The organism is Pseudomonas sp. V88_4 (assembly GCF_029967985.1).
In the GTDB taxonomy this organism is placed as follows: domain Bacteria; phylum Pseudomonadota; class Gammaproteobacteria; order Pseudomonadales; family Pseudomonadaceae; genus Aquipseudomonas; species Aquipseudomonas glycinae.
In genome coordinates this window covers 1-19,697 of record NZ_JASCAF010000033.1, presented here as the reverse complement: position 1 = coordinate 19,697, position 19,697 = coordinate 1, and the positions used below count along the sequence as shown (strand labels likewise).

The 19,697-nt window shown below is 58.8% G+C and carries 28 protein-coding genes; 23 read left to right on the top strand and 5 right to left on the bottom strand.

The genetic code is table 11. The features are described from left to right. The 18 genes from QLG12_RS10935 to QLG12_RS10850 are packed head-to-tail and all read left to right on the top strand — an operon-like array spanning position 1 to position 13,071. A complete protein-coding gene (locus QLG12_RS10935; RefSeq protein WP_282474489.1) occupies positions 1-1,116 on the top strand; it encodes a DUF2586 domain-containing protein in 1,116 nt (371 codons plus the stop codon). 6 nt (positions 1,117-1,122) lie between these two features. Next, positions 1,123-1,575 (top strand): phage protein, encoded by a 453-nt coding sequence (locus QLG12_RS10930; RefSeq protein WP_025111123.1) that lies wholly within the window; start codon positions 1,123-1,125, stop codon positions 1,573-1,575. After that, positions 1,575-1,787: a TraR/DksA C4-type zinc finger protein gene (locus tag QLG12_RS10925; RefSeq protein WP_282474488.1), complete on the top strand. Its 213-nt coding sequence runs from the start codon at positions 1,575-1,577 to the stop codon at positions 1,785-1,787. The genes QLG12_RS10930 and QLG12_RS10925 overlap by 1 nt, the downstream gene beginning before the upstream one ends. Then, entirely contained in the window at positions 1,784-2,080 is a 297-nt protein-coding gene (locus QLG12_RS10920) for a hypothetical protein (protein WP_197869377.1), read from the top strand. Before QLG12_RS10925 ends, QLG12_RS10920 begins: the two co-directional genes overlap by 4 nt. Next, complete coding sequence (locus QLG12_RS10915; RefSeq protein ID WP_282474487.1) at positions 2,077-2,610, top strand: lysozyme; 534 nt, start codon at positions 2,077-2,079, stop codon at positions 2,608-2,610. The genes QLG12_RS10920 and QLG12_RS10915 overlap by 4 nt, the downstream gene beginning before the upstream one ends. After that, the gene (locus QLG12_RS10910; RefSeq protein ID WP_282474486.1) at positions 2,610-3,125 is read left to right on the top strand and encodes a lysis protein; all 516 of its coding nucleotides are present in this window, start codon (positions 2,610-2,612) and stop codon (positions 3,123-3,125) included. The genes QLG12_RS10915 and QLG12_RS10910 overlap by 1 nt, the downstream gene beginning before the upstream one ends. Continuing rightward, a complete protein-coding gene (locus QLG12_RS10905; protein ID WP_282474485.1) occupies positions 3,122-3,412 on the top strand; it encodes a putative phage tail assembly chaperone in 291 nt (96 codons plus the stop codon). Before QLG12_RS10910 ends, QLG12_RS10905 begins: the two co-directional genes overlap by 4 nt. A gap of 23 nt (positions 3,413-3,435) precedes the next feature. Next, positions 3,436-3,576: a hypothetical protein gene (locus QLG12_RS10900; RefSeq protein WP_039013052.1), complete on the top strand. Its 141-nt coding sequence runs from the start codon at positions 3,436-3,438 to the stop codon at positions 3,574-3,576. A gap of 5 nt (positions 3,577-3,581) precedes the next feature. Further along, complete coding sequence (locus tag QLG12_RS10895; protein WP_282474484.1) at positions 3,582-5,567, top strand: phage tail tape measure protein; 1,986 nt, start codon at positions 3,582-3,584, stop codon at positions 5,565-5,567. Beyond that, positions 5,564-5,881, top strand: coding sequence for a DUF2590 family protein (locus QLG12_RS10890; RefSeq protein ID WP_282474483.1), 318 nt, complete (start codon positions 5,564-5,566; stop codon positions 5,879-5,881). The genes QLG12_RS10895 and QLG12_RS10890 overlap by 4 nt, the downstream gene beginning before the upstream one ends. Continuing rightward, the gene (locus QLG12_RS10885) at positions 5,878-7,050 is read left to right on the top strand and encodes a baseplate J/gp47 family protein (protein WP_282474482.1); all 1,173 of its coding nucleotides are present in this window, start codon (positions 5,878-5,880) and stop codon (positions 7,048-7,050) included. Before QLG12_RS10890 ends, QLG12_RS10885 begins: the two co-directional genes overlap by 4 nt. Continuing rightward, positions 7,047-7,571: a phage tail protein gene (locus QLG12_RS10880; RefSeq protein WP_085649253.1), complete on the top strand. Its 525-nt coding sequence runs from the start codon at positions 7,047-7,049 to the stop codon at positions 7,569-7,571. Before QLG12_RS10885 ends, QLG12_RS10880 begins: the two co-directional genes overlap by 4 nt. 9 nt (positions 7,572-7,580) lie before the next feature. Next, positions 7,581-9,239, top strand: coding sequence for a phage tail protein (locus tag QLG12_RS10875; protein ID WP_282474481.1), 1,659 nt, complete (start codon positions 7,581-7,583; stop codon positions 9,237-9,239). A gap of 8 nt (positions 9,240-9,247) precedes the next feature. Continuing rightward, positions 9,248-9,955, top strand: a complete 708-nt coding sequence (locus QLG12_RS10870) for a hypothetical protein (protein WP_282474480.1) — start codon at positions 9,248-9,250, stop codon at positions 9,953-9,955. After that, positions 9,952-10,875 (top strand): hypothetical protein, encoded by a 924-nt coding sequence (locus QLG12_RS10865; protein WP_282474479.1) that lies wholly within the window; start codon positions 9,952-9,954, stop codon positions 10,873-10,875. The genes QLG12_RS10870 and QLG12_RS10865 overlap by 4 nt, the downstream gene beginning before the upstream one ends. Beyond that, a complete protein-coding gene (locus QLG12_RS10860; RefSeq protein WP_282474478.1) occupies positions 10,872-11,417 on the top strand; it encodes a DNA-binding protein in 546 nt (181 codons plus the stop codon). Before QLG12_RS10865 ends, QLG12_RS10860 begins: the two co-directional genes overlap by 4 nt. Continuing rightward, positions 11,414-12,118 (top strand): hypothetical protein, encoded by a 705-nt coding sequence (locus tag QLG12_RS10855; RefSeq protein ID WP_282474477.1) that lies wholly within the window; start codon positions 11,414-11,416, stop codon positions 12,116-12,118. The genes QLG12_RS10860 and QLG12_RS10855 overlap by 4 nt, the downstream gene beginning before the upstream one ends. Then, positions 12,091-13,071 carry a hypothetical protein gene (locus tag QLG12_RS10850; RefSeq protein ID WP_282474476.1) on the top strand — a complete coding sequence of 327 codons (981 nt, stop codon included), beginning with the start codon at positions 12,091-12,093 and terminating at the stop codon, positions 13,069-13,071. Before QLG12_RS10855 ends, QLG12_RS10850 begins: the two co-directional genes overlap by 28 nt. 11 nt (positions 13,072-13,082) lie before the next feature. Here QLG12_RS10850 and QLG12_RS10845 read toward each other — a convergent pair whose 3' ends face one another. Further along, positions 13,083-14,534 carry an SEC-C metal-binding domain-containing protein gene (locus QLG12_RS10845; RefSeq protein ID WP_282474475.1) on the bottom strand — a complete coding sequence of 484 codons (1,452 nt, stop codon included), beginning with the start codon at positions 14,532-14,534 and terminating at the stop codon, positions 13,083-13,085. A gap of 184 nt (positions 14,535-14,718) precedes the next feature. Further along, the gene (locus QLG12_RS10840; protein WP_282474474.1) at positions 14,719-14,967 is read right to left on the bottom strand and encodes a phage antirepressor N-terminal domain-containing protein; all 249 of its coding nucleotides are present in this window, start codon (positions 14,965-14,967) and stop codon (positions 14,719-14,721) included. Between the two features lie 1,112 nt (positions 14,968-16,079). On the opposite strand from QLG12_RS10840, the gene QLG12_RS10835 reads away from it, so the two are divergent. Then, the gene (locus tag QLG12_RS10835; protein ID WP_197869533.1) at positions 16,080-16,400 is read left to right on the top strand and encodes a YbjQ family protein; all 321 of its coding nucleotides are present in this window, start codon (positions 16,080-16,082) and stop codon (positions 16,398-16,400) included. Between the two features lie 42 nt (positions 16,401-16,442). On the opposite strand, the gene QLG12_RS10830 is transcribed toward QLG12_RS10835, so the two are convergent. Beyond that, positions 16,443-16,721: a hypothetical protein gene (locus QLG12_RS10830; protein WP_011333226.1), complete on the bottom strand. Its 279-nt coding sequence runs from the start codon at positions 16,719-16,721 to the stop codon at positions 16,443-16,445. Positions 16,722-16,963: 242 nt separating this feature from the next. Between QLG12_RS10830 and QLG12_RS10825 the strand changes: the two genes are divergently transcribed. From QLG12_RS10825 to QLG12_RS10810, 4 genes are all read left to right on the top strand, one after another. Further along, positions 16,964-17,152 carry a hypothetical protein gene (locus QLG12_RS10825; RefSeq protein WP_041475182.1) on the top strand — a complete coding sequence of 63 codons (189 nt, stop codon included), beginning with the start codon at positions 16,964-16,966 and terminating at the stop codon, positions 17,150-17,152. Positions 17,153-17,461: 309 nt separating this feature from the next. Beyond that, positions 17,462-17,830, top strand: coding sequence for a hypothetical protein (locus QLG12_RS10820; protein ID WP_011333227.1), 369 nt, complete (start codon positions 17,462-17,464; stop codon positions 17,828-17,830). A 137-nt stretch (positions 17,831-17,967) separates the two neighbouring features. Beyond that, positions 17,968-18,396 (top strand): YMGG-like glycine zipper-containing protein, encoded by a 429-nt coding sequence (locus QLG12_RS10815; protein ID WP_197869532.1) that lies wholly within the window; start codon positions 17,968-17,970, stop codon positions 18,394-18,396. 123 nt (positions 18,397-18,519) lie between these two features. Next, on the top strand, positions 18,520-18,684 hold the full coding sequence (locus tag QLG12_RS10810; protein ID WP_169429543.1) for a hypothetical protein: 165 nt from the start codon (positions 18,520-18,522) through the stop codon (positions 18,682-18,684). A gap of 55 nt (positions 18,685-18,739) precedes the next feature. Here QLG12_RS10810 and QLG12_RS10805 read toward each other — a convergent pair whose 3' ends face one another. Further along, the gene (locus QLG12_RS10805) at positions 18,740-19,159 is read right to left on the bottom strand and encodes a hypothetical protein (protein WP_197869531.1); all 420 of its coding nucleotides are present in this window, start codon (positions 19,157-19,159) and stop codon (positions 18,740-18,742) included. Then, the coding region (locus tag QLG12_RS10800) for an RHS repeat-associated core domain-containing protein (protein WP_282474473.1) at positions 19,156-19,697 on the bottom strand (542 nt) is incomplete at its 5' end. The genes QLG12_RS10805 and QLG12_RS10800, both read right to left, overlap by 4 nt.

Here is a 19,697-nt window from a genome sequence, read left to right as displayed (position 1 = left end):
ATGGCACTCGGTCAAGTCACCGTCGACAATCTCAATCTGGGCCAGGGGCCAGTGAGCGAGATTGAGCGTTACTTTCTATTCATCGGCCCCGCCGGCAAGAACGTCGGCCAGATCCTGCCGCTGAACATGGACAGCGATCTGGACGCCGAACTGGGCGTTCCAGCCAGCGACCTGAAAGCTCAAATCACCGCCGCTCAGCTCAATGGTGGCCAGCGCTGGGCGTGCGTGGCGGCTCCGATCGCCGCCGAGGGCGATTGGGCTAGCGCATTGGAAAAGGCCCAACAACAGGGCTACTCCGTCGAAGCCGTGGTGATTACCAAGCCGGTAACCGCTGCCGCTGAACTGTCGGCCATGCATGACGCGGCGATCGCACTGAACAACACCTACGGGCGCCGCGTGTTTGTCATGGCCTCCGTGCCTGGCATCACCGCCGAACAGACCTGGGCGCAATACGTCAGCGAACGCAAAGGGCTGCTGGCCAATCTGGCGGCGCCGCGTGTGCTGGTCGTGCCGCAATTGCATGGCAATGACCTGGGCGTGCTGGCCGGTCGCTTGGCAAACGCTTCTGTGAGCATCGCTGACAGCCCGATGCGCGTGGCCACCGGTGCCGTGCTGGGCCTCGGCCCTGTTCCGATCGATGGCGACAAAGTCCCGCTGACCTCGGCTGTGCGCAGCGAGCTGGATCGGGCGCGCTACTCGGTTTCGCAGACCTATCCGGATTACCCAGGCGTGTACTGGGGCGACGGCAACATGCTGGACACCCCCGGCAGTGACTTTCAGGTCGTGGAATACCTGCGAATCACCGACAAGGCCGCTCGCCAGATCCGCCCGCTGCTGATTCGCCGCGTTGCCGATCGCCGCTTGAACAACACCCCCAACAGCATGGCCGTCAACACCAACCAGTTGATGGCGCCACTGCGCGCCATGGCCAAGTCCACCACGTTCGCGGGTCAAGTGTTCCCGGGTGACATTGAGCCGCCGAAGGACGGCGATCTGGTGCTGACCTGGGAGACGAAAACCAAGGTCGCGGCCTACATCAAGCTCAAGCCCCACAACTGCCCGAAAGACCTGACCGCGAATATCGCGTTGGATCTTTCCACCGATAAACAGGAGTAACGCCCCATGGCGAAGATTGGCGGCAAGAATTTTGACGTGAGCCTGGGCGATATCGCGCTGCACGTCGAAAGCTGCACTTTGGATATCACCGATAACTCGGCAGTGGCCCAAACCCGGGGCGTGCCGGACGGTACCGTGGACGGTGACGTGGCCGCCGCCGGCGAATTCGAGCTGGATACCACCAACTTCAATCTGCTGATCGACGCGGCGCGATCGGCGGGCAGCTTCCGAGGCCTCAAACCCTTCGACGCGGTGTTCTTCGCCAAGGCCGGCGAAGACGAGGAACTGCGGGTGGAAGCGTTCGGCTGCAAGGTGAAGCTGTCCAGCCTGCTGGCGATTGACCCGAAGGGCGGCGAGAAGTCCAAACACAAGGTTCCGTTCGACGTGACCAGCCCGGATTTCATCCACATCAACGGCGTGCCGTACCTGGCCGCGACCGAGATTGAGGGGCTGCGCTGATGGTGGACTGGTTCGACCGTGCCCAGGAGCTGGAGCAGCGCCAACGTGACCAGGCGATCAAGGCTCAGCTGAGCAAGCCTACGCCGGTCGGGCCAAGCCTGACCCATTGCCAGGACTGCGACAAACCAATCCCGCCGGCGCGCCAGGCGCACGGCGGCATAACCCGGTGCGTCCCGTGCCAGACGGACGTCGAGAAGAGTACACGCCGATGACCACTGACGCCTTGCGCCTCGGAGCGCTGGAACAGAAATTCGCTGTCTTCGAACACCGGCTGGGCGAGCTGGAAGACCGCCACGAAACCGTCCCGACCCGTGTCACCAAGCTGGAGCAGGGTTTCGAACACATGGCGGGCCAGCTGTCGGAACTCAACGCCGGCCAGCAGACGCTGACCGTTGCGGTGAATGACATCGGCGCCAAAGTTGGCCGCTTGCTGACCATCCTGACGCTGGTTGGCGCCGTGCTGCAGATGGTCGTGCCGGCACTGTTGCGCGTGTGGTTCCCATGAGCCTGCGCGGCAGGATCATGGCCGGTGTGATCGCGCTGGCCAGCACGCCGCTGGTGATCTTCCTCGGCACTTGGGAAGGCAACGGCCAGAACACCGTTTACGCGGACAAGCTCGCCGGCGGACTGCCCACGGTTTGCAAAGGCATCACCCGGTTTACCAGCCCGTACCCGGTCGTCGTCGGCGACTACTGGTCGCCCGCCAAGTGCGCCGAGGTGGAGCAGCTGGTGATCCGCAAAACGCAGCTGCAGCTGGCCGAGTGCATCACCAATCCGAACGTGGGCCAGAACACGTTCGACGCGCTGACCAGTCACGGCCACAACTTCGGCGTGACCAGCACCTGCGCCAGTCGAGCGGTCGCGCTTATCAACGCCGGTCGCATCGCCGAGGGCTGCAAAGCGCTGGCTTGGGCGCCGGACGGCAAGACGCCGGTGTGGGCCTATGTGACTGACGCCAACGGCCAGAAACGCTTTGTACCAGGGCTGCACAACCGCCGGTTGGCCGAATCCCGGCTGTGCGCGGAGGCCTGGTGATGCTGCGCGAAGCCTTGTTCCTGGTCGTGCTGTGTCTGGTTGCCTGGATCGGTTTCGACGCGCTCGAAGGCCAGCGCGACGAAGCCAGGCGCGAGCGCGACAGCGCGAAGTGGGAGGCCAGCGGCCTGCGGGAAGCGGCACGCATCAGCGGCGAAATGCTCGCTGAACGGGACGCGATCGACCAACGAAACACCAAGGAATTGACCGATGCACGCACTGAAAACGAACGCCTGCGCCGCGCTGTTGACGATGGCACTGGCCGGCTGTACGTCAGCGCCACCTGTCCCGCCTCCGGATCTGTGTCCGCCACCGCCGGCACCGCCCGCGTGGCTGATGCAGGCCGCGCCGAACTCTCAGCAGACGCTCGACCGGATTATTTCACCCTCCGAGATCAACTCGCCCAAAGCCGGCAAATGATCGTCGGATTGCAGCAATACGTCCGTGGCGTGTGCCAGCGATCGCCCGCGCACCAGGACACCACTTTTCCCAACCTCAAAAAGAGCGATACCCCATGAGCCAGCAAAACACCGAAATCACCCTGGAAGTCGGCGAAAACGAATTCACCTTCAACCTGACCCCGGCGGACGTGACCAAGTACTTCAACGCCCTGACCCAAACCAACAAGGTCGCGCCGGGCAACAACCTGCTGATGACCACCGTGCTGCAGGATCAAAAAACCGTGCTGAAACCGCTGCTGGGCAACCCGGTGATGGTGATGCAGCTCGCTGGTGCGCTGCTGGAGGAATACGCGCCCAACGTTGAGGTGATCGTAAAAAAGCGCTCGAGCACGCTGAGCGCCTGAGCGAAAACGGCCTGGGCCAGCTGATGGCCCTGACGAACCGCTGGCTACCTGGTGCCGAACCCACGCCCGAGGCGATGGGGACGGCCAAGTGGCTGGAGGACGAACACTGGAGACGCATGGAATTTGCCGTGGCTAACGGCATCGCCCTTGCGCTGAACGGGTAACGACATTGGCAGACCGTAGCGCCAGCCTGGCTTTCATTCTCAGCTTGCAGGACAAGGTCACCGCGCCCCTGGGCAAGGTGAAAATGGGTTTTGCCGAGCTTTCCGATCAAAGCGAAAAGCACATCAAGACGATCGGCCTGGGCTTGGGCGGTCTGACGGCGGGCGTGGTCGCCATTCGCGAATCCATGGAACCGGCGCTGGAGGTCAATCGCGCCCTGGGCGACGTCCGATCGCTGGGCGTGGCCGAGGACGCGCTGTCGGCACTCAACGCCAAGTCACTGGAGTTCGCGGTGAACTACGGGGAGAACGCGAAGGATTTTGTGGCGTCCGCCTACCTGATCGAGGGCGCCATCAAAGGCCTGGCCGGCAACCAGCTGGCAACTTTCACCAACACCAGCAACCTGCTGGCCAAGGCCACCAAGACCGACGCCGAAACCATGGGCGAATACGTCGGTACGCTCTACAACCTGCAGAAGTCCCAAGCCGATGCGATGGGGAAGGGCGCGTGGGTCGAAAAACTTGGCGGCCAGACGGCGCTGGCGGTGCAGCTGTTCCGCACCAGCGGCGCAGCCATGAAAGACGCCTTCAAGGAAGCCGGGGCGATCGCCACGACTTCCGGCGTCGACCTGGCTGAACAGATGGCGGTGATCGGCACGCTGAGCAGCACCATGGAGGGCGGCGACGCCGGCGGACGCTATAAGGCGTTTTTCGAGAACATCGGCGCGGCCTCTGAAAAGCTCGGTATGAAGTTCACCGACCAGCAGGGCAAGGTGCTGCCGATGATGACCATCCTAGACAAGCTCCAGGGCAAGTTCGGCGACCTCACCAGCGCGTCGGCGGGTGCCAAGCTGATGGAGGCCTTCGGCGGTGAAGGCGCCCAGGTGATCGGCGCGCTGGCCAAGGATACCGATCGGCTGCGCAACGGCATCGAGCAGCTGGGCAAGGTGCGCGGGTTGGAGAACGCCGAGCAGATGGCCCGGGCGATGGTTGACCCGTGGCAACAGTGGGCGTCCCTGGTCGAAGTCATGCGAGTGGTGTTCGGTCAGGTGTTGATCCCGGTGCTGTCGCCGTTCATGGCCAAGATGGTGGACATCGGTAAAACCCTGGTGCGCTGGTCGCAGCTGTTCCCGAACATCACCCGGGTGATCGGCATCACCGCGCTGACGATCATGGGCATCGTCGCCGCGATGTCGGCGCTGACCATGGTGGTGGGCATTGCCCGCATGACCTGGTTGGGAATGCTGACCGTCTGGAAAGTCTTCCAGCTGATGGGGCTGCGCACCGTCGCGGTGTTCATCCTGCAGAAGCTGGCCATCCTGGCTTACGTGGCCGTGATCTACACGCTGAGCGCCGGCCTGGCGCTGATTCGCGGCGCCATGATGCTTTGGCAGGGCGCGATCTGGCTGGTCAACGCGGCGCTGCTGGCCAACCCGGTAGTGTGGATCGTGGTCGGGATCGTCGCACTGGTGGCGGTCATTGTGGCGGCGGTCTACTTCTGGAAGGAGTGGACGAGCGCCCTGATGAACACGGCCGCGTTCCAGTTCGTCGCCGACAAGCTCCAGAAACTGTCCGACTGGTTTAACTCCATGGGCGGCTGGTCGGGCATGGCCAAGGCCGCGTGGGACGGCATCGTCGACATTTTCACCAAGGCCGTTAACGGTGTGATCGAGCTGCTGAACAGCATCCCGGGCGTGAACATCGAAGCGCGTTTCGGCGGCATGCCCGAGGTGCCGGGTGTCGATGCCGCGACCAACGCCGCCGACACCGCCAACGCTGCGCAGAAAGCCCAGCAGACCATCAACGCGGCAATCCCCAGCCTGTCACCGGCTCGCCCTTCGGCGGTGCCGCCGGGTGGCCTGCTGACCAGCATCCAGAACAACAACAGCAGCCAGAACAAGGGCACGCATGTGGAGAACGTGAACATTCACACCGGCAAGCAGATGACGCCGCTGGAGATGGAAAACATGGTTGCGATGGCGGTAGGCGGATGAGCGAGTACGTGGATCTGCTCATCGTCGACAACGACCTGGCGCTGGATCTGTCGCACCAGCCGCTGCTGGTCGACGACCGTGCCTGTATCGCCCAGGACATCGCCCACATGATCCGCGACAGCGGGCTGTTGGTGACGCTGGTGGCCGAACGCGATCGCCTGCGTCAACGCGATTGCATCCAGCAGATGGAACTGCTGGTTGAAGAAGACGTGCGCCTGGTGCCGGGAACGGCGCGTATCACCGAGCAGGCGCCAGGTGTGTACCTGGTGACCGCCAAAACCATCAAATTCGGATCGATCGAGGTAAGTCTGTGAGCGTCGATTTCAAAAAGGTGATCGCCGATACCGGCATTCCGACCACCGAGGCGGGGCTAAAGGCGGCATGGGAAAAAGAGGTTGAAGCCCAGGGCGCGAAAGTCGCCAACACCAGCAGCTATTCCCCATTCTGGCGAGTGATGACCGCACTGGTGACCAAGCCGGTTTTGTGGCTGCTGGATTTCCTGTGCCTGACCGTGCTGCCCAACTTCTTTGTGAAAACGGCGGTCGACGCCTGGCTGGACACGCTGGCATGGGCGGTAAACGTTGAGCGCAAGGGCGCCACCAAGGCAAAAGGCAAATTGCTGTTCACCCGGGCCATTCCGGACGGCGTGCTGGAGTTGGAAAAGGGCATCGTGGTGCAGTCTGCCGCGATCAATGGCAACGTTTACCAGCTGGTCACCACGGCGCCGGCGACGTTCCAGCAGGGCCAGCTGCAGCTGGACGTTCCCGTGGAGGCAGTCGAGGCCGGTAGTGGCTTCAACCTGGCGCCGGGGTATTACGCGATCCTACCGGTGCCGATCCCTGGCATCGTGCAGGTGGTAAACAAAGACGGCTGGCTGGAATCACCAGGGGCCGATCCGGAACCAAACGATCAACTACGCCTGCGCGTGCGCAACCAGTTCTCTGCGGTCAACCAGTGGCACACCGACGCGGTGTATCGCGCCATGATTTCCGCCTTCCCGGGCGTGCGTCCGGATGGCGTGTATTTCGAACACGGCGCGCCCCGTGGCCCGGGCAGTGCGAATGCCTACATCCTGTTCGATGCGGGTGTGCCGGCGGACGCCTACCTGCAGCAAATCAACGCGCACATTCGCGACCAGGGCAACCACGGCCACGGCGACGATCTGCTGGCCATGGTCATGCCCGAAGTCCCGGTGACCGTGACGCTGTGGCTGTGGCCCAAGCCCAACTTGAGCGCCGAGCAGATCGCCGCCCTGGTGAAAGAGGTGGAACTGTTCGTGCGGGCTGCTTTTCGCGAAAGCACCGCGACCGACTACCAGCCGACGCTGACCTATCCGCAATCGCGTTTCAGCTACAGCCGGCTCAGTGAAGAGATTCACCAGCAGTTCGAGGACATCGCGTCCCTGCGGTTCCTTCCCGGTCAGGACATCATCAGCGGGCTGAACATTCCGCGCCTGGGCCAGTTGAAGGTGACGGCGCAATGACCAAGCTCAAGTTGCCTTTCTGGCTCGGCGGCACCGAGCTGTCGAAGTTACTGGCCGCTGCACAGTCCTGGTGGGAAACCGTCACCAGCTGGTTGCGCTGGCCTTACCTGCAGATCGATCCCGACACCTGCCACCTGGCCATTCTGGAACTGTGGGCCTGGCAGCGTGACGTGACGCGCTTCACCGGTGAACCGGAAGCCCTGTTCCGCCTGCGCGTGAAATTCGCCTTCATCAACTCAGTGGACGCCGGCAGCACTGCCGGCATGAAGCGCATTTTCGAGCGCTTGGGCGTCGGCTACGTCGAGATCGAGGAACGCCAGCCCGGGCGTGATTGGGACGTGGTGCTGCTCAAGTTCAGCAACGCGCAGTTGTCCCTCAATCCGGAGTTGCTGCGTGTGCTGATTCAGCAGTACGGCCGCACCTGCCGGCGCTATGACTTCGTGACCATTACCCCCGTGGGCCTGCAAATCGGCCTGATCGACTTCAACGACGACCAGCAGACGCTGGTCGCCAGCCTGTAGGAGCGCACCGTGAGCGCCAGTATCACTTTGGCCGGCGAAAGCCAGATCGCCCTGAAACAAAGCGAGAAAAAGCCCCTGGTCGTGACGAAATTCATTTTCGCCAACGTGCCCGGGCTGAACCCTGAAACGCCTGTGGATCGTGCTGCCGGCAAGCCGCCGGCGGGACAGATTGTTCACGTCTACGACATCCCCAAGGAAAACGCCGGGTTCGTGAACCCCAACCAGGTCGTGTATAGCGCCCAAATCGGCTCCGACATCGGCGACTGGGACTTTAACTGGATCGGCCTTGAGGATGCGGACGGCCTGCTGTTTGCCGTGTCCTACGTCCCGCTGCAGCAAAAACGCAAGAACATCCCGCCGCTGCAGATCGGCAACAACGTCACTCGCAACTTTTTGGTGGCCTACGACGGTGCCCAGGCGCTGACCGGCATAACCATTGATGCCAGCACCTGGCAGCATGACTTTACCGTGCGCCTTGCCGGAATCGATGAGCGCGAGCGCGTGAGCAATCGTGAAATGTATGGTCGTGCCTGTTTTTTTGGCGATTCGCTGCTGTTCGAAAAAACGGCCAACGGCTTTCAGCTGCGCCAGGGCGTGGCCTATATCGAAGGCATTCGCGTTGCGCTCTCGGCGCCGCTGCCGGTGACCGGCGTTATCCCGGTAGGGAAAATCACCCTGGATGTGTGCCTGGAACGCCAATTGAACGATCGTGTGGCGACGTGGAAAGTGGTGTTCGGCGAGCCGGCGGACTACACCGATTCTGCCGGCGCTCGTCACTACTGCGTGCCCGTCGCGCACTACCTGTCTTCGGTGGGCTTTTCGGACATGCGCCTGCCTGAGCCGATCAACGGGCCGTTGATTCAGTACCTGGCGGCGCGGGACGGTGACTACGCCCTGCTGCGCGCCCGGGGTACGACCAAGGAAGACGTTGAACTGGGCAACCTGCCGAACGCCAAGAGCGATGACCCGACCACCAACAGCAGCGAAATCCTTGCGACCACGGCCGCGTTGAACAAGCTGCAAAAGCAGGTCGGCGACTCAATGACCGGCATGGTGGCCACGTTCGCCATGAATAGCCCGCCGGCGGGTTGGTTGGCGTGTAACGGTGCCGCGATTTCTCGCACGGCGTTCGCCGGTTTGTTTGCTCGGATCGCCACACACTACGGCGCCGGCGACGGGACGACCACCTTCAACTTGCCCGACATGCGCGGTCTGTTCCCAAGAGGTTGGGACGACGGGCGCGGTGTGGATGCTAACCGAGCGTTCGGCAGCTTTCAGGACATGATGATCCATTCCCACGCGCACACCGCCTCGGCCGCAGCGGTCGGCGACCACGCGCACACCGCTTGGACGGATGCCCAGGGCAACCACGCACACGGTGCTTGGACTGACGCCCAGGGCGCGCACAACCACTCCGCACCGAGTGCGCCGGGTGTCGGCCAGGGCGCCGGTGGCATCAATTCGGTTCAGCAGTCGGGCGGGGCTCACGAAACGTCCTGGGCAGGCGTGCACACGCACAACGTTCTGATGAACGCCGCCGGTAACCACGCGCACAACGTCGGAATCGGCGCCGGCGGCGCGCACACCCACGGCGTGACCGTGGCCGCTGCCGGCGGCACTGAGACTCGGCCCAAGAACTTGGCCCTTTTCTACTGCATCAAGTATTGAGATCGAACATGACTGAAAAACTCGTCTATCAGACCAACCACCTGGGCATCCTGGTCGGCGCTGTGAGGGCCGACGAATCGCCGCTGGAGCCTGGCGTTTACATGATCCCGGGCGGCTGCGTAGAAACAGCGCCGCCGGCTATCCCTGAACATAAAGCCGCCTGGTGGAATGGCAAAACATGGCAGCTGGTGGACTACTTCGGCGGCGTGGTGGTGTACAGCACCGACACCGGCGAGCCGCGAACTCTGGAAGGCTTCGAACCGGTGCCGGCAGGCTTCACCATGAAAAAGCCGGGGCCGAACCAGGTCTGGAAGAACGGCGAATGGGTTGATGACATCGATGCCGTGCTGACAGCACTTCGAGACAAAAAACTGCAGGCGATCGCCACCGACTGCGCGGCGTACATCGCCGGCGGATTCAACTCCAGCGCCTTGGGCGAGGTGTATCGCTATAGCAGTGCGATCGATGACCAGGTGAACCTGAACGGTCAGGTGTTGCTGGGGATGGACGACACCTATCCATGCTACGCCGCCGACCAGGTGCTGGCCTTCAGACCGCACACGATCGCCCAACTGCAGAAGGTCAGTCATGACCTGGTACGGTTTCGGCAGGCGGCGCAGCAACAGGCCGAGACGCTGCGTCAGGCGGTGGCCAGCGCGCTGAAAGACAAAGACCTCAAGGCGATGAAAGCCATCACCTGGACGCCGCCGGCATGACCTGGGCACCGGTGACGATGCGCTGGCCGGAGCAGGCCACGCAGTGGATGGGTGGGCTGTCCGCCGCCAAGGATCTGGCCACGGGTGAGTTGGTCAGCACCGCCCAGCGGGTGGCAGGTCTGGAAGGTTTGGCCAGCACCAACCCGGGGCCGGTCGGCGATGCCGCGAAAGGCGCCATTGAAGCCGGTCGGGCGGCGCTGGCTGAACAGTTGGGCCAGGTGCCGGCGTGCCTGGTGGTGACGCCATTCCAGAGTGGTATCGGCCAGGGCACCGGCTACCAGCGTTTCCTGTCTGCGCCGAACGTGTTGGAACACCTCGCCAGAAAGTTGGAAGACGCGACCGACTCCGGGCGTCCGGCGGGGCCGCAATACGCGCTGTCGATTCTGTTCCTGGGCACACGGCTGGAACAGTTGGCCAGTGGCCTGTCCCGGTTCAATGCATTGCTTCCGATTCCCGACCTGGTGCGCACGGAACGGCGCGCCCAGCACCTGATGAAACTTGAGAGCGAAAAGTGGGAGATCCCCGGCGCCGGCCCACTCCCGCGCTGGCAGACCCTGCCGCTGGAGCGCTGCACGGTGGTCAAGGCCGCGAAACAGTCCATGGCCGGCCAGTTGGCCGTGCTGGAGGGATACGCCGCCGACGGTTCGCCGCTGGGTGATCTTGCTGCGCTGGCCGCTCGCAAGTCAGCACAGCAACAGGGGCGGGATCAACAATTGACTGATCTGAAAAACCTGCTGGCTGGGGGTAACCCCGACGTCAGCATACGGGCGCGCCTGATTGGCCCGGGTAATTCCAGCGAGCTGCGCCAGGAGCTGCTGAGCGGCGACGCACCGGGTCATGAGTGGGTGCAATGCGCCGGCCTGCTGCTGGTGGGCACGCAAGAGGGGTTGAGTTTTGTACGGGAGCTTGTGGGCCTATGACGCTGTTGCTCGATGGGCAAAAAGTCCAGGGGAAGAACCTCAAGGTCACCGGCAATCTACGCATCGAAAGCGGCGACATGTCGGGGCAGACCAGCAACACCGACAAGGCCCACAAGGGCTTCAAGCCCAAGACGCTGGCCGTTTCGCTGATGATCCCCTTTGTTGATCGGGTGCAGTTGACTGACCTGATGCGCATGGCCGAAGCCACGGCGAGCGGCGGGGGGGTGCATCTGTACCGCGTCGTGAACGATACCGCCGAGGCGTTCGGTGTTCGCCAGGTGGAGTTTTCCGAAGGCGTCAGCGCCCGCGAAGCCGACAACCTGAAAGCCTGGCTGGTGCAGTTCACGCTGAGCGAGCGCGAATCGAACCCGGAAAAGGTCGAGGGTCGGCGGGCCGGCAACAAGGTCGACGCCCACGGCGCTCCGGGCAGCGCGGTAGGTGAGGGTGGTAGTAACTCAGGTTCGAGCGACAACCCGGAACTGAGCGGCTTTGAAAATGTGCTGGGCCGCGTCGACAAATGGTTGGGGAGTGAGCAGACGTGAAACTGCACAAGGTTCTGTCGATCAATGGCGCTCCTGTTCGCCTGGTCAAAGAAGACGTTCGGCTGGACGCCACCAGTCCAGGGCGGGCGAACTTCACCGTTCAGTCCGCTGAGCCGCTGAAAGGGTTGGTGACGCTGGATATCGGTTACAACGACCGCACGCTGCAGCGCCACTTCATCGGCTACGTCGAGCGTTGCACCGTCGCCAATGCCAAAGCGCAGGTGCTGTTCTGCCGTGAGCTGGCTGCTGTGCTGGCCAACCCGCTGGCGCTGAACCTGCGTCACGTCGATCTGCGCGCCGTGCTGGCTGTCATCAGCGAGCAGACGGGCCTGCGCTTTCGCGTTCCCGATCGGCCTTACGCCGGCGTGAAGGCACCGTACTTCTACAGCCTTGCCGCCGGCTACCAGGCGATGGACAGCCTGGCCCGCGTGTTCAGCATTCCGGACTTCACCTGGCACCAACTGGGCAACGGCGAAGTGTTCGCCGGCAGTTGGGCCGACAGTTTTTTTGGCGCCCGTGCGGCGCTGCAGATCCCCACGGAGCTGTTCGACGGCTACCAGGGCAACCAGAGCGCGATGATCGCGGCCCTTCCCGGGTTGCGACCAGGTGCAACGATCAACAACGGCGAGCGCATCACCAGCGTGGCACTCGCCAATGACCAGATGGCCATCCGATGGAAGACGCAATCCGCCGCGCTGTAGAGCGCCAATTCCCCGAACTCACCGGCGGTTACCACTTGCCGCGCTTCGCCAAGGTTACGGCCGTGGCCGATGCGCCGGCGGACGCGGGGATCTGTGACGACTTCCGTCCGCGCTACGCGGTGGATATCGTTGTTCTCGGCCCGGACGACGAGCCAGATCCGGCCATCCCGCCGCTGTCCGGCGTTCCCCTACCACTGCCCACCGGTGGCGAGGAAATGGGCATTTACGCCTTTCCGGAGGAAGGCACGCGGGTGGTGGTGTGTTTCGCTTACGGTCTGCCGAACAAGCCCTACATTCAATCGATCTTGCCGCACGGCCTGAGCATGCCCAAGGTGCCGAAAGGCGACCAGGTTTGGCAGCACAGCGGCGCCGCGCAACAGCGCGTCGATGCCGACGGCAACTGGTTGCGCCAAACAGACGGAAAGATCCGGGATCAGGCGATCGAGCGCGAGGTCGAAGCCCTGGACAACCGCGAGCAATTCCAGAGCCACACGCGGGCGGTTGATGACCACTCAACCGAGTCGGTGGGTGGTGTGAAGACGATAGAGGCACTCGGCGCGCTGAAGCTGCTGTCGGGCGGATCCGCGAGCCTGGCGGCGGTAGATGATCTGCACCAGGCTACCGGGCGGGATTTGAACCTGGTTGTGGGGCAAAAGCACAACGCTACAGTGGGTGGCGATATGCAGGAGCGAATCGAGGGCGTACGAAAAAGTATTGCCGCCAAAGGGCAGCACTTTCACGCACCGAAAAGTTGGATTGGCTCCAATGACGTAAATCTATTTCAGGTGGTATGTGATGTTTTAGATATATTGCAACAGATGAACACTAAATTGGCCGCACATACACACACACCTGGCCCTGCTCCAAATCCGACCGACGCTGCATTTTTTTTGAGTAAAAGCAGCGAGGCAGAAAGATTAGGTATAAGCCTAAAGTTTATTTCGGGGAAGTAGTGATGTGAAAATTAAGAGCAGCATTTTTTATATTTTTTGCCAGATCCACAAGGGCACTTATCATTTCTGCCAATACTAAAACTAGCATCAGAATTATTTATTCTTCTCTGAGTGACGTCGTTTAATATATCTTGAGACTTCATGATTTTTTGCGCGCTTTCACGCTCTTCAGCTGTCAAGGGGATGGAAGCATCAAATGCTAGAATTGTTTCCGACTCCCCAATGCTACCTTTGGTAGTCGCCCCAAAAACTATCAGCTGCTTTGTTTTTGGGTACTTGTATTGAGCGACAAGTCCATAAAGCTCCATGCATGCACGCCTTTCTGAACGATATTCATCATAGTCAGCGTAGTCGTCGTCCCAAGGGAAAAATAGAAAAATGTATGTCCTGTTAGGATGGCATAAAGATTGAACAAGTCTAGCGGAACGTGCAGACTCAGGAACTTCACCATACTTGGAGAAAAGTGAGCTGCCCAAATGTGCGCGGGATAACATGTTTTCCGACGCTAAAATTTCTACTATTTTCGCATGTTCTAGCAGAGGGCGGTCGTGTGCTTCACCCACTGTCGCAGAAACAATACAGTTCGAAAACGTTTTAAGAATCTCAGCCCAACCTAATCCCGCTTTTGTCTGACCGTAATGCAATGCATATGCGGGGGAGCTTCGGAAAGACTTCCAGTAGAATTCATGAATAGCAAAAGGTACAGAAAAGTCTTTTCTCGGATTTGCTATTGTGCCGTATCCATTGAGGTCGAGATTGTCTAAATAAAATCCCAAGATATCCGCTTCACTTCCTGCTGATTGGAGCTTCAGCTTTCGAACGGCGTTTTCCTTTGCTTGTAAGTAATTAATGAAGTCGGAAGGTGTGGCGAGTTCATTAAGTAATAAGTCGATGCTTGTTTCATCTAGTACGTGAACAAAGGTCTTTCGAGGGTTTATGTCGTTGATGAAGAATGGAGTTTCCATTATTTGCTGTTCGTCTAACACAAAATAGCAAGCGAGGGAGCCGCTGCTGCCTGGCCCTTTCGAGTCAAAGTAAGCTTTCGCCGCTGCACCTATTCCTCTGGTGACACAAACTAAATGAATTTTTAAATCAGCGTTTGAGAGGTCAAAGGGGAACTGATCTATGCACTTTTGGTTTAGGAATATTCTGTGTGGGTGATTTCGAACAAAGGACTCGGCCGCGTGCAGCTGTTTTGCAGATTCTTTTACAGCTCCTCGATACCATCTTTTCCAAGCTAAATCCGTCGGGCGATCTTCTTGAAAAGTCACATGGCCTTTATCTGAGAATAAAATAAGAGTGTTGTCGAAATATACGGTTAGATCTATGAGTTCCTTTCCTCGGTCTACGTCTCTAAATAAACTCGGGTAACTCCAAAGACTGAAAAAGGTTTTTTCAGTGATTTTGGCTAATATTCTTTCACTATGGTTGACGCTTGGTTCTTTGATTATTGGTTTAAGCATTAGTTGTGCTCCCTGCTTAATTTATAAATTTTGTATATTTTGGTGGCGGATGCCATAAGTGCGAATTGATTTTTATATTATTTTCAAATTTTATGTAAGGCAAATCATATCTACGAGCTTGTGCGCGGGCGCCTTCTATGGATTCGATGCTGCTCCACTCATAGCCGGTTACCGCCGTTCCTGGCTAACGCTGCATTGAGCATTTGGGGTAACGGATCAAAAACTTCGGCGTAATGGAGTAAAGCCTTGCGGGAAGCTTGCGAAGTGGCAAGCAGATCATGCCACTGATCCTGTCGTCCTCAGCAACCGTGTCGATTTCCGACACGGTGGAAACAATCCGCTCCGCTATTACTATTCGATGCGCTGACCAACCGAGTCCCATGTTCTCAACGATCGGTCGCATCGCCACATATGGTTCGTTGATGGTAATCATCAGAAGAAGAAAAAACTTTCTGAAAAAACACTTATCCCCCTCCCGCCGACGGGCTTTGCGTCCCTTTTTCGTGCAAAGGCTAGAGCGGTGCAAACACCGGCTTCGCCTAGGCCTGCTGCGGGGGCTGAGGGCGTTGTAGCCATTGCACGCAATGCAAAGTTTTGCAAAAAAGTGTAGATGCGTTGCACAGCGTTACGGAGCGTCGACGAGATGGGCAGGGGAGTGAGGCGCCCAGCCTGCAGGCGCTATAGCCTGGAAAACTCACCGGACAGGGCGTTTTCGTTTTCGGAGTTGTTCGAATCAGCTGCGAGTCCGGCACCGCCCAGTCCACTGGCAAAAATGGCTGTAAGGCCCGCGCTGCTTGGCTCTCTGATATTTTGCGGTACTGCACAGCGTCTCCAAGAATTTCCTTCCTATACAGTGCCATTTTGCATGACGCGAAAAACGTAGAAACGGAGCGTCGCCTTGGCTATTTTTCCGACGTGGGCTGGGGAAAAGGTAATTTTGGTAAGCAAGGGTTAGAAACGAGCTGCAGCCCTCGCAGCGCTTGGCTTTGCGTTATTACCTCAAAGGGTAATTTTAGGTAAGGGACAAGGTAATATTTTCTGAATGGCCTTATTTCATTGGGTTTCGTGGCCTTGGGGTATTACTCACATAGAAGGTAATTTTCTAACCATTTGCTTACCTGATTATTACCTTTATGCAAATCGCTGAACGTGTCGAATTTAGAGGCCTGCATCGAATCTAGCTCAGCTCATTACCAAAATTACCTTTTTCCCATGGGTCAACATGAAACGTTGAAATGCCCTTCGCGACCCCGTTCTGTATCCAGGCGCGCAAAACCCATGGGACTGGCATGGGACTGAGATTGAAAATCTCGCTCCTCTGCAGCCCTTATAAACCGGGGGGGTGTCCTCCGAAAACCGTAAACGGGTAGTTTCGAATCTCTCCTTCACCGCCAAATTCGATGTAAACAAAACCCCTGGTTTCGAAAGAAACCCGGGGTTTTGTGCATTCTGGCGCCAGTATTTTTGGCCACGGAGACGGATTCGTTCCCTGGTCAGGGCATTACACTCGCGTTTTTATCCGGCATGTAAAAAAGGACGACCTTCATGATCATTTCCACTACCCACTCCATCGAAGGCCGGCAGATTACGGCGTATCTGGACATCGTCAGTGCCGAGTCGGTGCAGGGCGTGAATGTAATTCGCGATATGTTCGCGGGCATGCGGGACTTTTTCGGTGGGCGTTCGCAGACGCTGGAGCGGGCGTTGAAGGAGGCGCGTATTCAGGCGACTGACGAAATCAAGGAGCGCGCGCGGGCCTTGCAGGCGGATGCGGTGGTCGGGGTGGATTTCGAGATCAGCATGCCGGCAGGGAAGGGCGGCATGGTGGTGGTGTTTGCGACCGGCACGGCAGTCAGATTGCGCTGAGGATTGTGAGCCCATTCAACGGAATGGGCTCTTTGCTGACAATCAGCCCTGTGGTTTGAGCAGGACAGTGCCTTTCGAATCGTAGGTCAGCGGCGTATCGATCGCGACGAGAGGCGGGGTATCGCCCGGCTGAGCTGGTTGAGCTGGATCCGGGTGGTAGATGACGCCAGGCTGCAAGGGGCTCGGCCCGGTCGGCTGCTTGATCACGATTTCGCCCGAAGCGACTTTTTCCTTGAATTTCTCTGCCCCGGCTTTGCCGGCGGCGATCTGTTCATCCGTGAGCTTTACAACAGGCAGTGTCGGGAATCCTTTGATTTCCATGTTCTCTCCTTGAGATTCATTGCGTAGGAAAAAGGGCAGCGGCCGGGTGCCGGGAATCTTTAGCCGCGTGAGACCAACGGTTCGTCATTGTGTTTAATTTCCGTGGGCCATTCGTCGGGCTCCGGGCGATCTGAACCACAAGTCCAGGAATGACCGGCTAGTCTCAAAAGCCTTGGAGGTCGATATTTTTTCAGGCAAAAGGGTTTGCCGGTGTCGGCCCGCATTTGAAAAGGGGTGAAGAGATGACTGATCCGTACATCGAAGACGACGGGGCTGAGTTTTCATTCAACAATTGCGTGCGCTGCGGCCAGACGGAGTATCAGGCCGGATTCGGTGAGGATCCGGTGCAGACCGGCAAGATCAAGTCGACAACACCCAAGGGGCCTAAAGCAAAATTTCTGCCCAAGGTGACGGCACGTTCCAGGAAGTAATCCGGATGCCACACAGCCCCGCCATTGGGCGGGGTTTTTTGTTTCTTTTATTTGAGAAATGCCCTACAGAAATTGCAGATTCGTTTGGTTTCTTTCACAAACTTTTCACACCCGCCTGAGTAGGGTGAAGCCATCCGTTAGAAAGCAAGTCTCCAGCCCGTCTCCCCAGCGGGCTTTTTTTTGCCTGCCATAAAACCTTTTCCATAATCGCTGTCCAATCGGCGCCAAGTGCGCTGCAACGCTGGACATTGCCGCGGCAACAGCATTCAATCTGCGCCCTTTTTTATTCCTTCTGTTGAGGTTCTCGTCATGCGTTTAACTCTGCCTGCTCTGGTTCTGGGGCTTCTGGTTGCTCAAGGTGCAATGGCTGGCGACGGTACCGCCGCACTGGGTGGCGGTCTTGGCGGCGCGCTGGGTAACGTGGTTGGCCAGAAAATGGGCGGCAGCAACGGCGCGGCCATTGGCGCTGGCCTGGCCGGCGCGGCTGGCGGTGCGTTGGCAGCGAAGAAGGGGGCCCGCACAAAGGCGGCCATTGGCGGTGGTGTCGGTGCGGCGGGTGGTTCGATCATCGGCAACAGCCTGGGTGGCAAGAACGGCGCGACTATCGGTGCCGGCCTGGGCGGTGCTGCTGGCGGCGCAGTGGGCAGCAACTTGTCCAAGGGGCACAAGCGTCACTGATTGCGAATGCATATCTGAAAAGGCCCGGCTTTATGCCGGGCCTTTTCGTTGCTGAACGTTTTTCCCGAATTCGCCTCCAATGCCACATAGCCCCCTCTGCGGGCGAACCGTCCCGATCCGGGACCTGTGAGGTCTGTATGCGCTCGACTTTAACTGCAACTGCGTTGGTTATAGGACTACTCGTGGCTCAAGGCGCCATGGCTGCCGGCGATGGTTCCGCGGCTGTCGGTGGTGGGCTGGGAGGTGTGCTGGGCAATGTGGTCGGCGGCCAGCTCGGCGGCAGCACCGGTGCTGCGGTGGGTGCCGGCGTTGGCGGTGCGGCCGGTAGTGCCGTCGGCGCGAACAAACGCAATCGCACGGAAGCCGCCATTGGCGGTGGCCTCGGAGCCGCAGGCGGTTCAGTGGTCGGCAACAGCCTCGGCGGCTCCACCGGTTCGACCATTGGCGCAGGGTTGGGCGGCGCGGCGGGTGGTGCGGTCGGCAACAACCTGGGTGACGATGGCGGCAAGTCGCACTCCGGCGGTGGTCATAAGTACAAGTACAAACACAAGAATCGTCATCGTTGAGTGATCGGTTCTACGGAAACCCGGCTTTATGCCGGGTTTTTTGCGCCTGCGCGTCATGCGCTGGAACGAATGGCGACCATACTTTTCGAACGTCGTATATCAATGCGATTGACGAGGTGCGCCATGACTCCGGAAACCGAAGGCAAGGAAGAAAAAGGCCCGAGCGGATTGCCGTTTATCAATGATCCGGGGAATGAAGATCCGGGGTCGTTGATGGATGATGCGACGGTTCCGCTTATGGAGGGTGAGGAGGAGCTTGAGTATGAGGATTTTGATGATGATGAGTGAATACTTGCTTTGCGAGCCCAAGGTTTGAATAACGACACTTCACACCTCAACCTAATTATCCTGAGTTTTTGAGGATGTACAGGTTATCCGAAGCAGACATTTTTTCTATCTTCTTCAACGCAAAATATTCGTTGAATTCTTTTTTTAGTTCGTCTTTGTCGCAGTATTTTTTATATTTCAAAGGTCTGTCACTGGCGTAAATGTAGAGACGCCAAACATCAAAGCCATCGATTCTATTGTTTGATCCGTAGTCAAAGTCCACAGATTCTGTAGGGAAGTGGATAGCGCACCCGACACCATGCAGTTCGTATTCCACTGTATCTGTTATTTTTCCGCATCGTTGTATCTGGTTGGAGCGCCACAGCCTCAAAATATTTCGAGTGCCAAATTTTTCCTCCAGCAGCTTTGTGCCGATATCTACTTTGTTTAAAAAGTCGATTATCAAATCTTCAAGGGTATTTTCTTGTTCGCTCATCTTCTTCTGTGATGCTCCAGTCTGTCATGGCCAACGTTGGCTGCGGATTCTAAGACTTCTTCGATGCTATTTAGAATTCCTTTATGTTCTTTGATGTTAGTTACCAGTGTTATTGTTACGTCAGTTGAAGTTTGCCGCGCAGCCGCTGCACGATGGTGGCCATCCAAAATATAGAGGTTGCCGTTGTGTTCTGCCACGTCGATGGGGAATTCATTGTCATACCCAGCCTTTCGCATGTCTTGTCCCAATTTTTCTACTCGTTTGGTTGAGCCCTTTCCTGATATTGCATGCGTTCGTTTCAAACTTTTCGGGTCTACTCCTAAAAAAATAGTAGGAGGAAGTGGTTCACCTTCATTTACTTTTGTACCGCTGACATCTCCAGGCACCGAACAACCCGGCTTGTTCGGCGGCGGACAGTTGGACGTCAACCCCAACGGATCCACCCACCCCGTCGGATTCGGCACGTACCGGTACTGATTCAACCCACCCGCCAGCTTCACCGGATCCGGCGTCAGGTACCGCCCAATGTCCGGGTCGT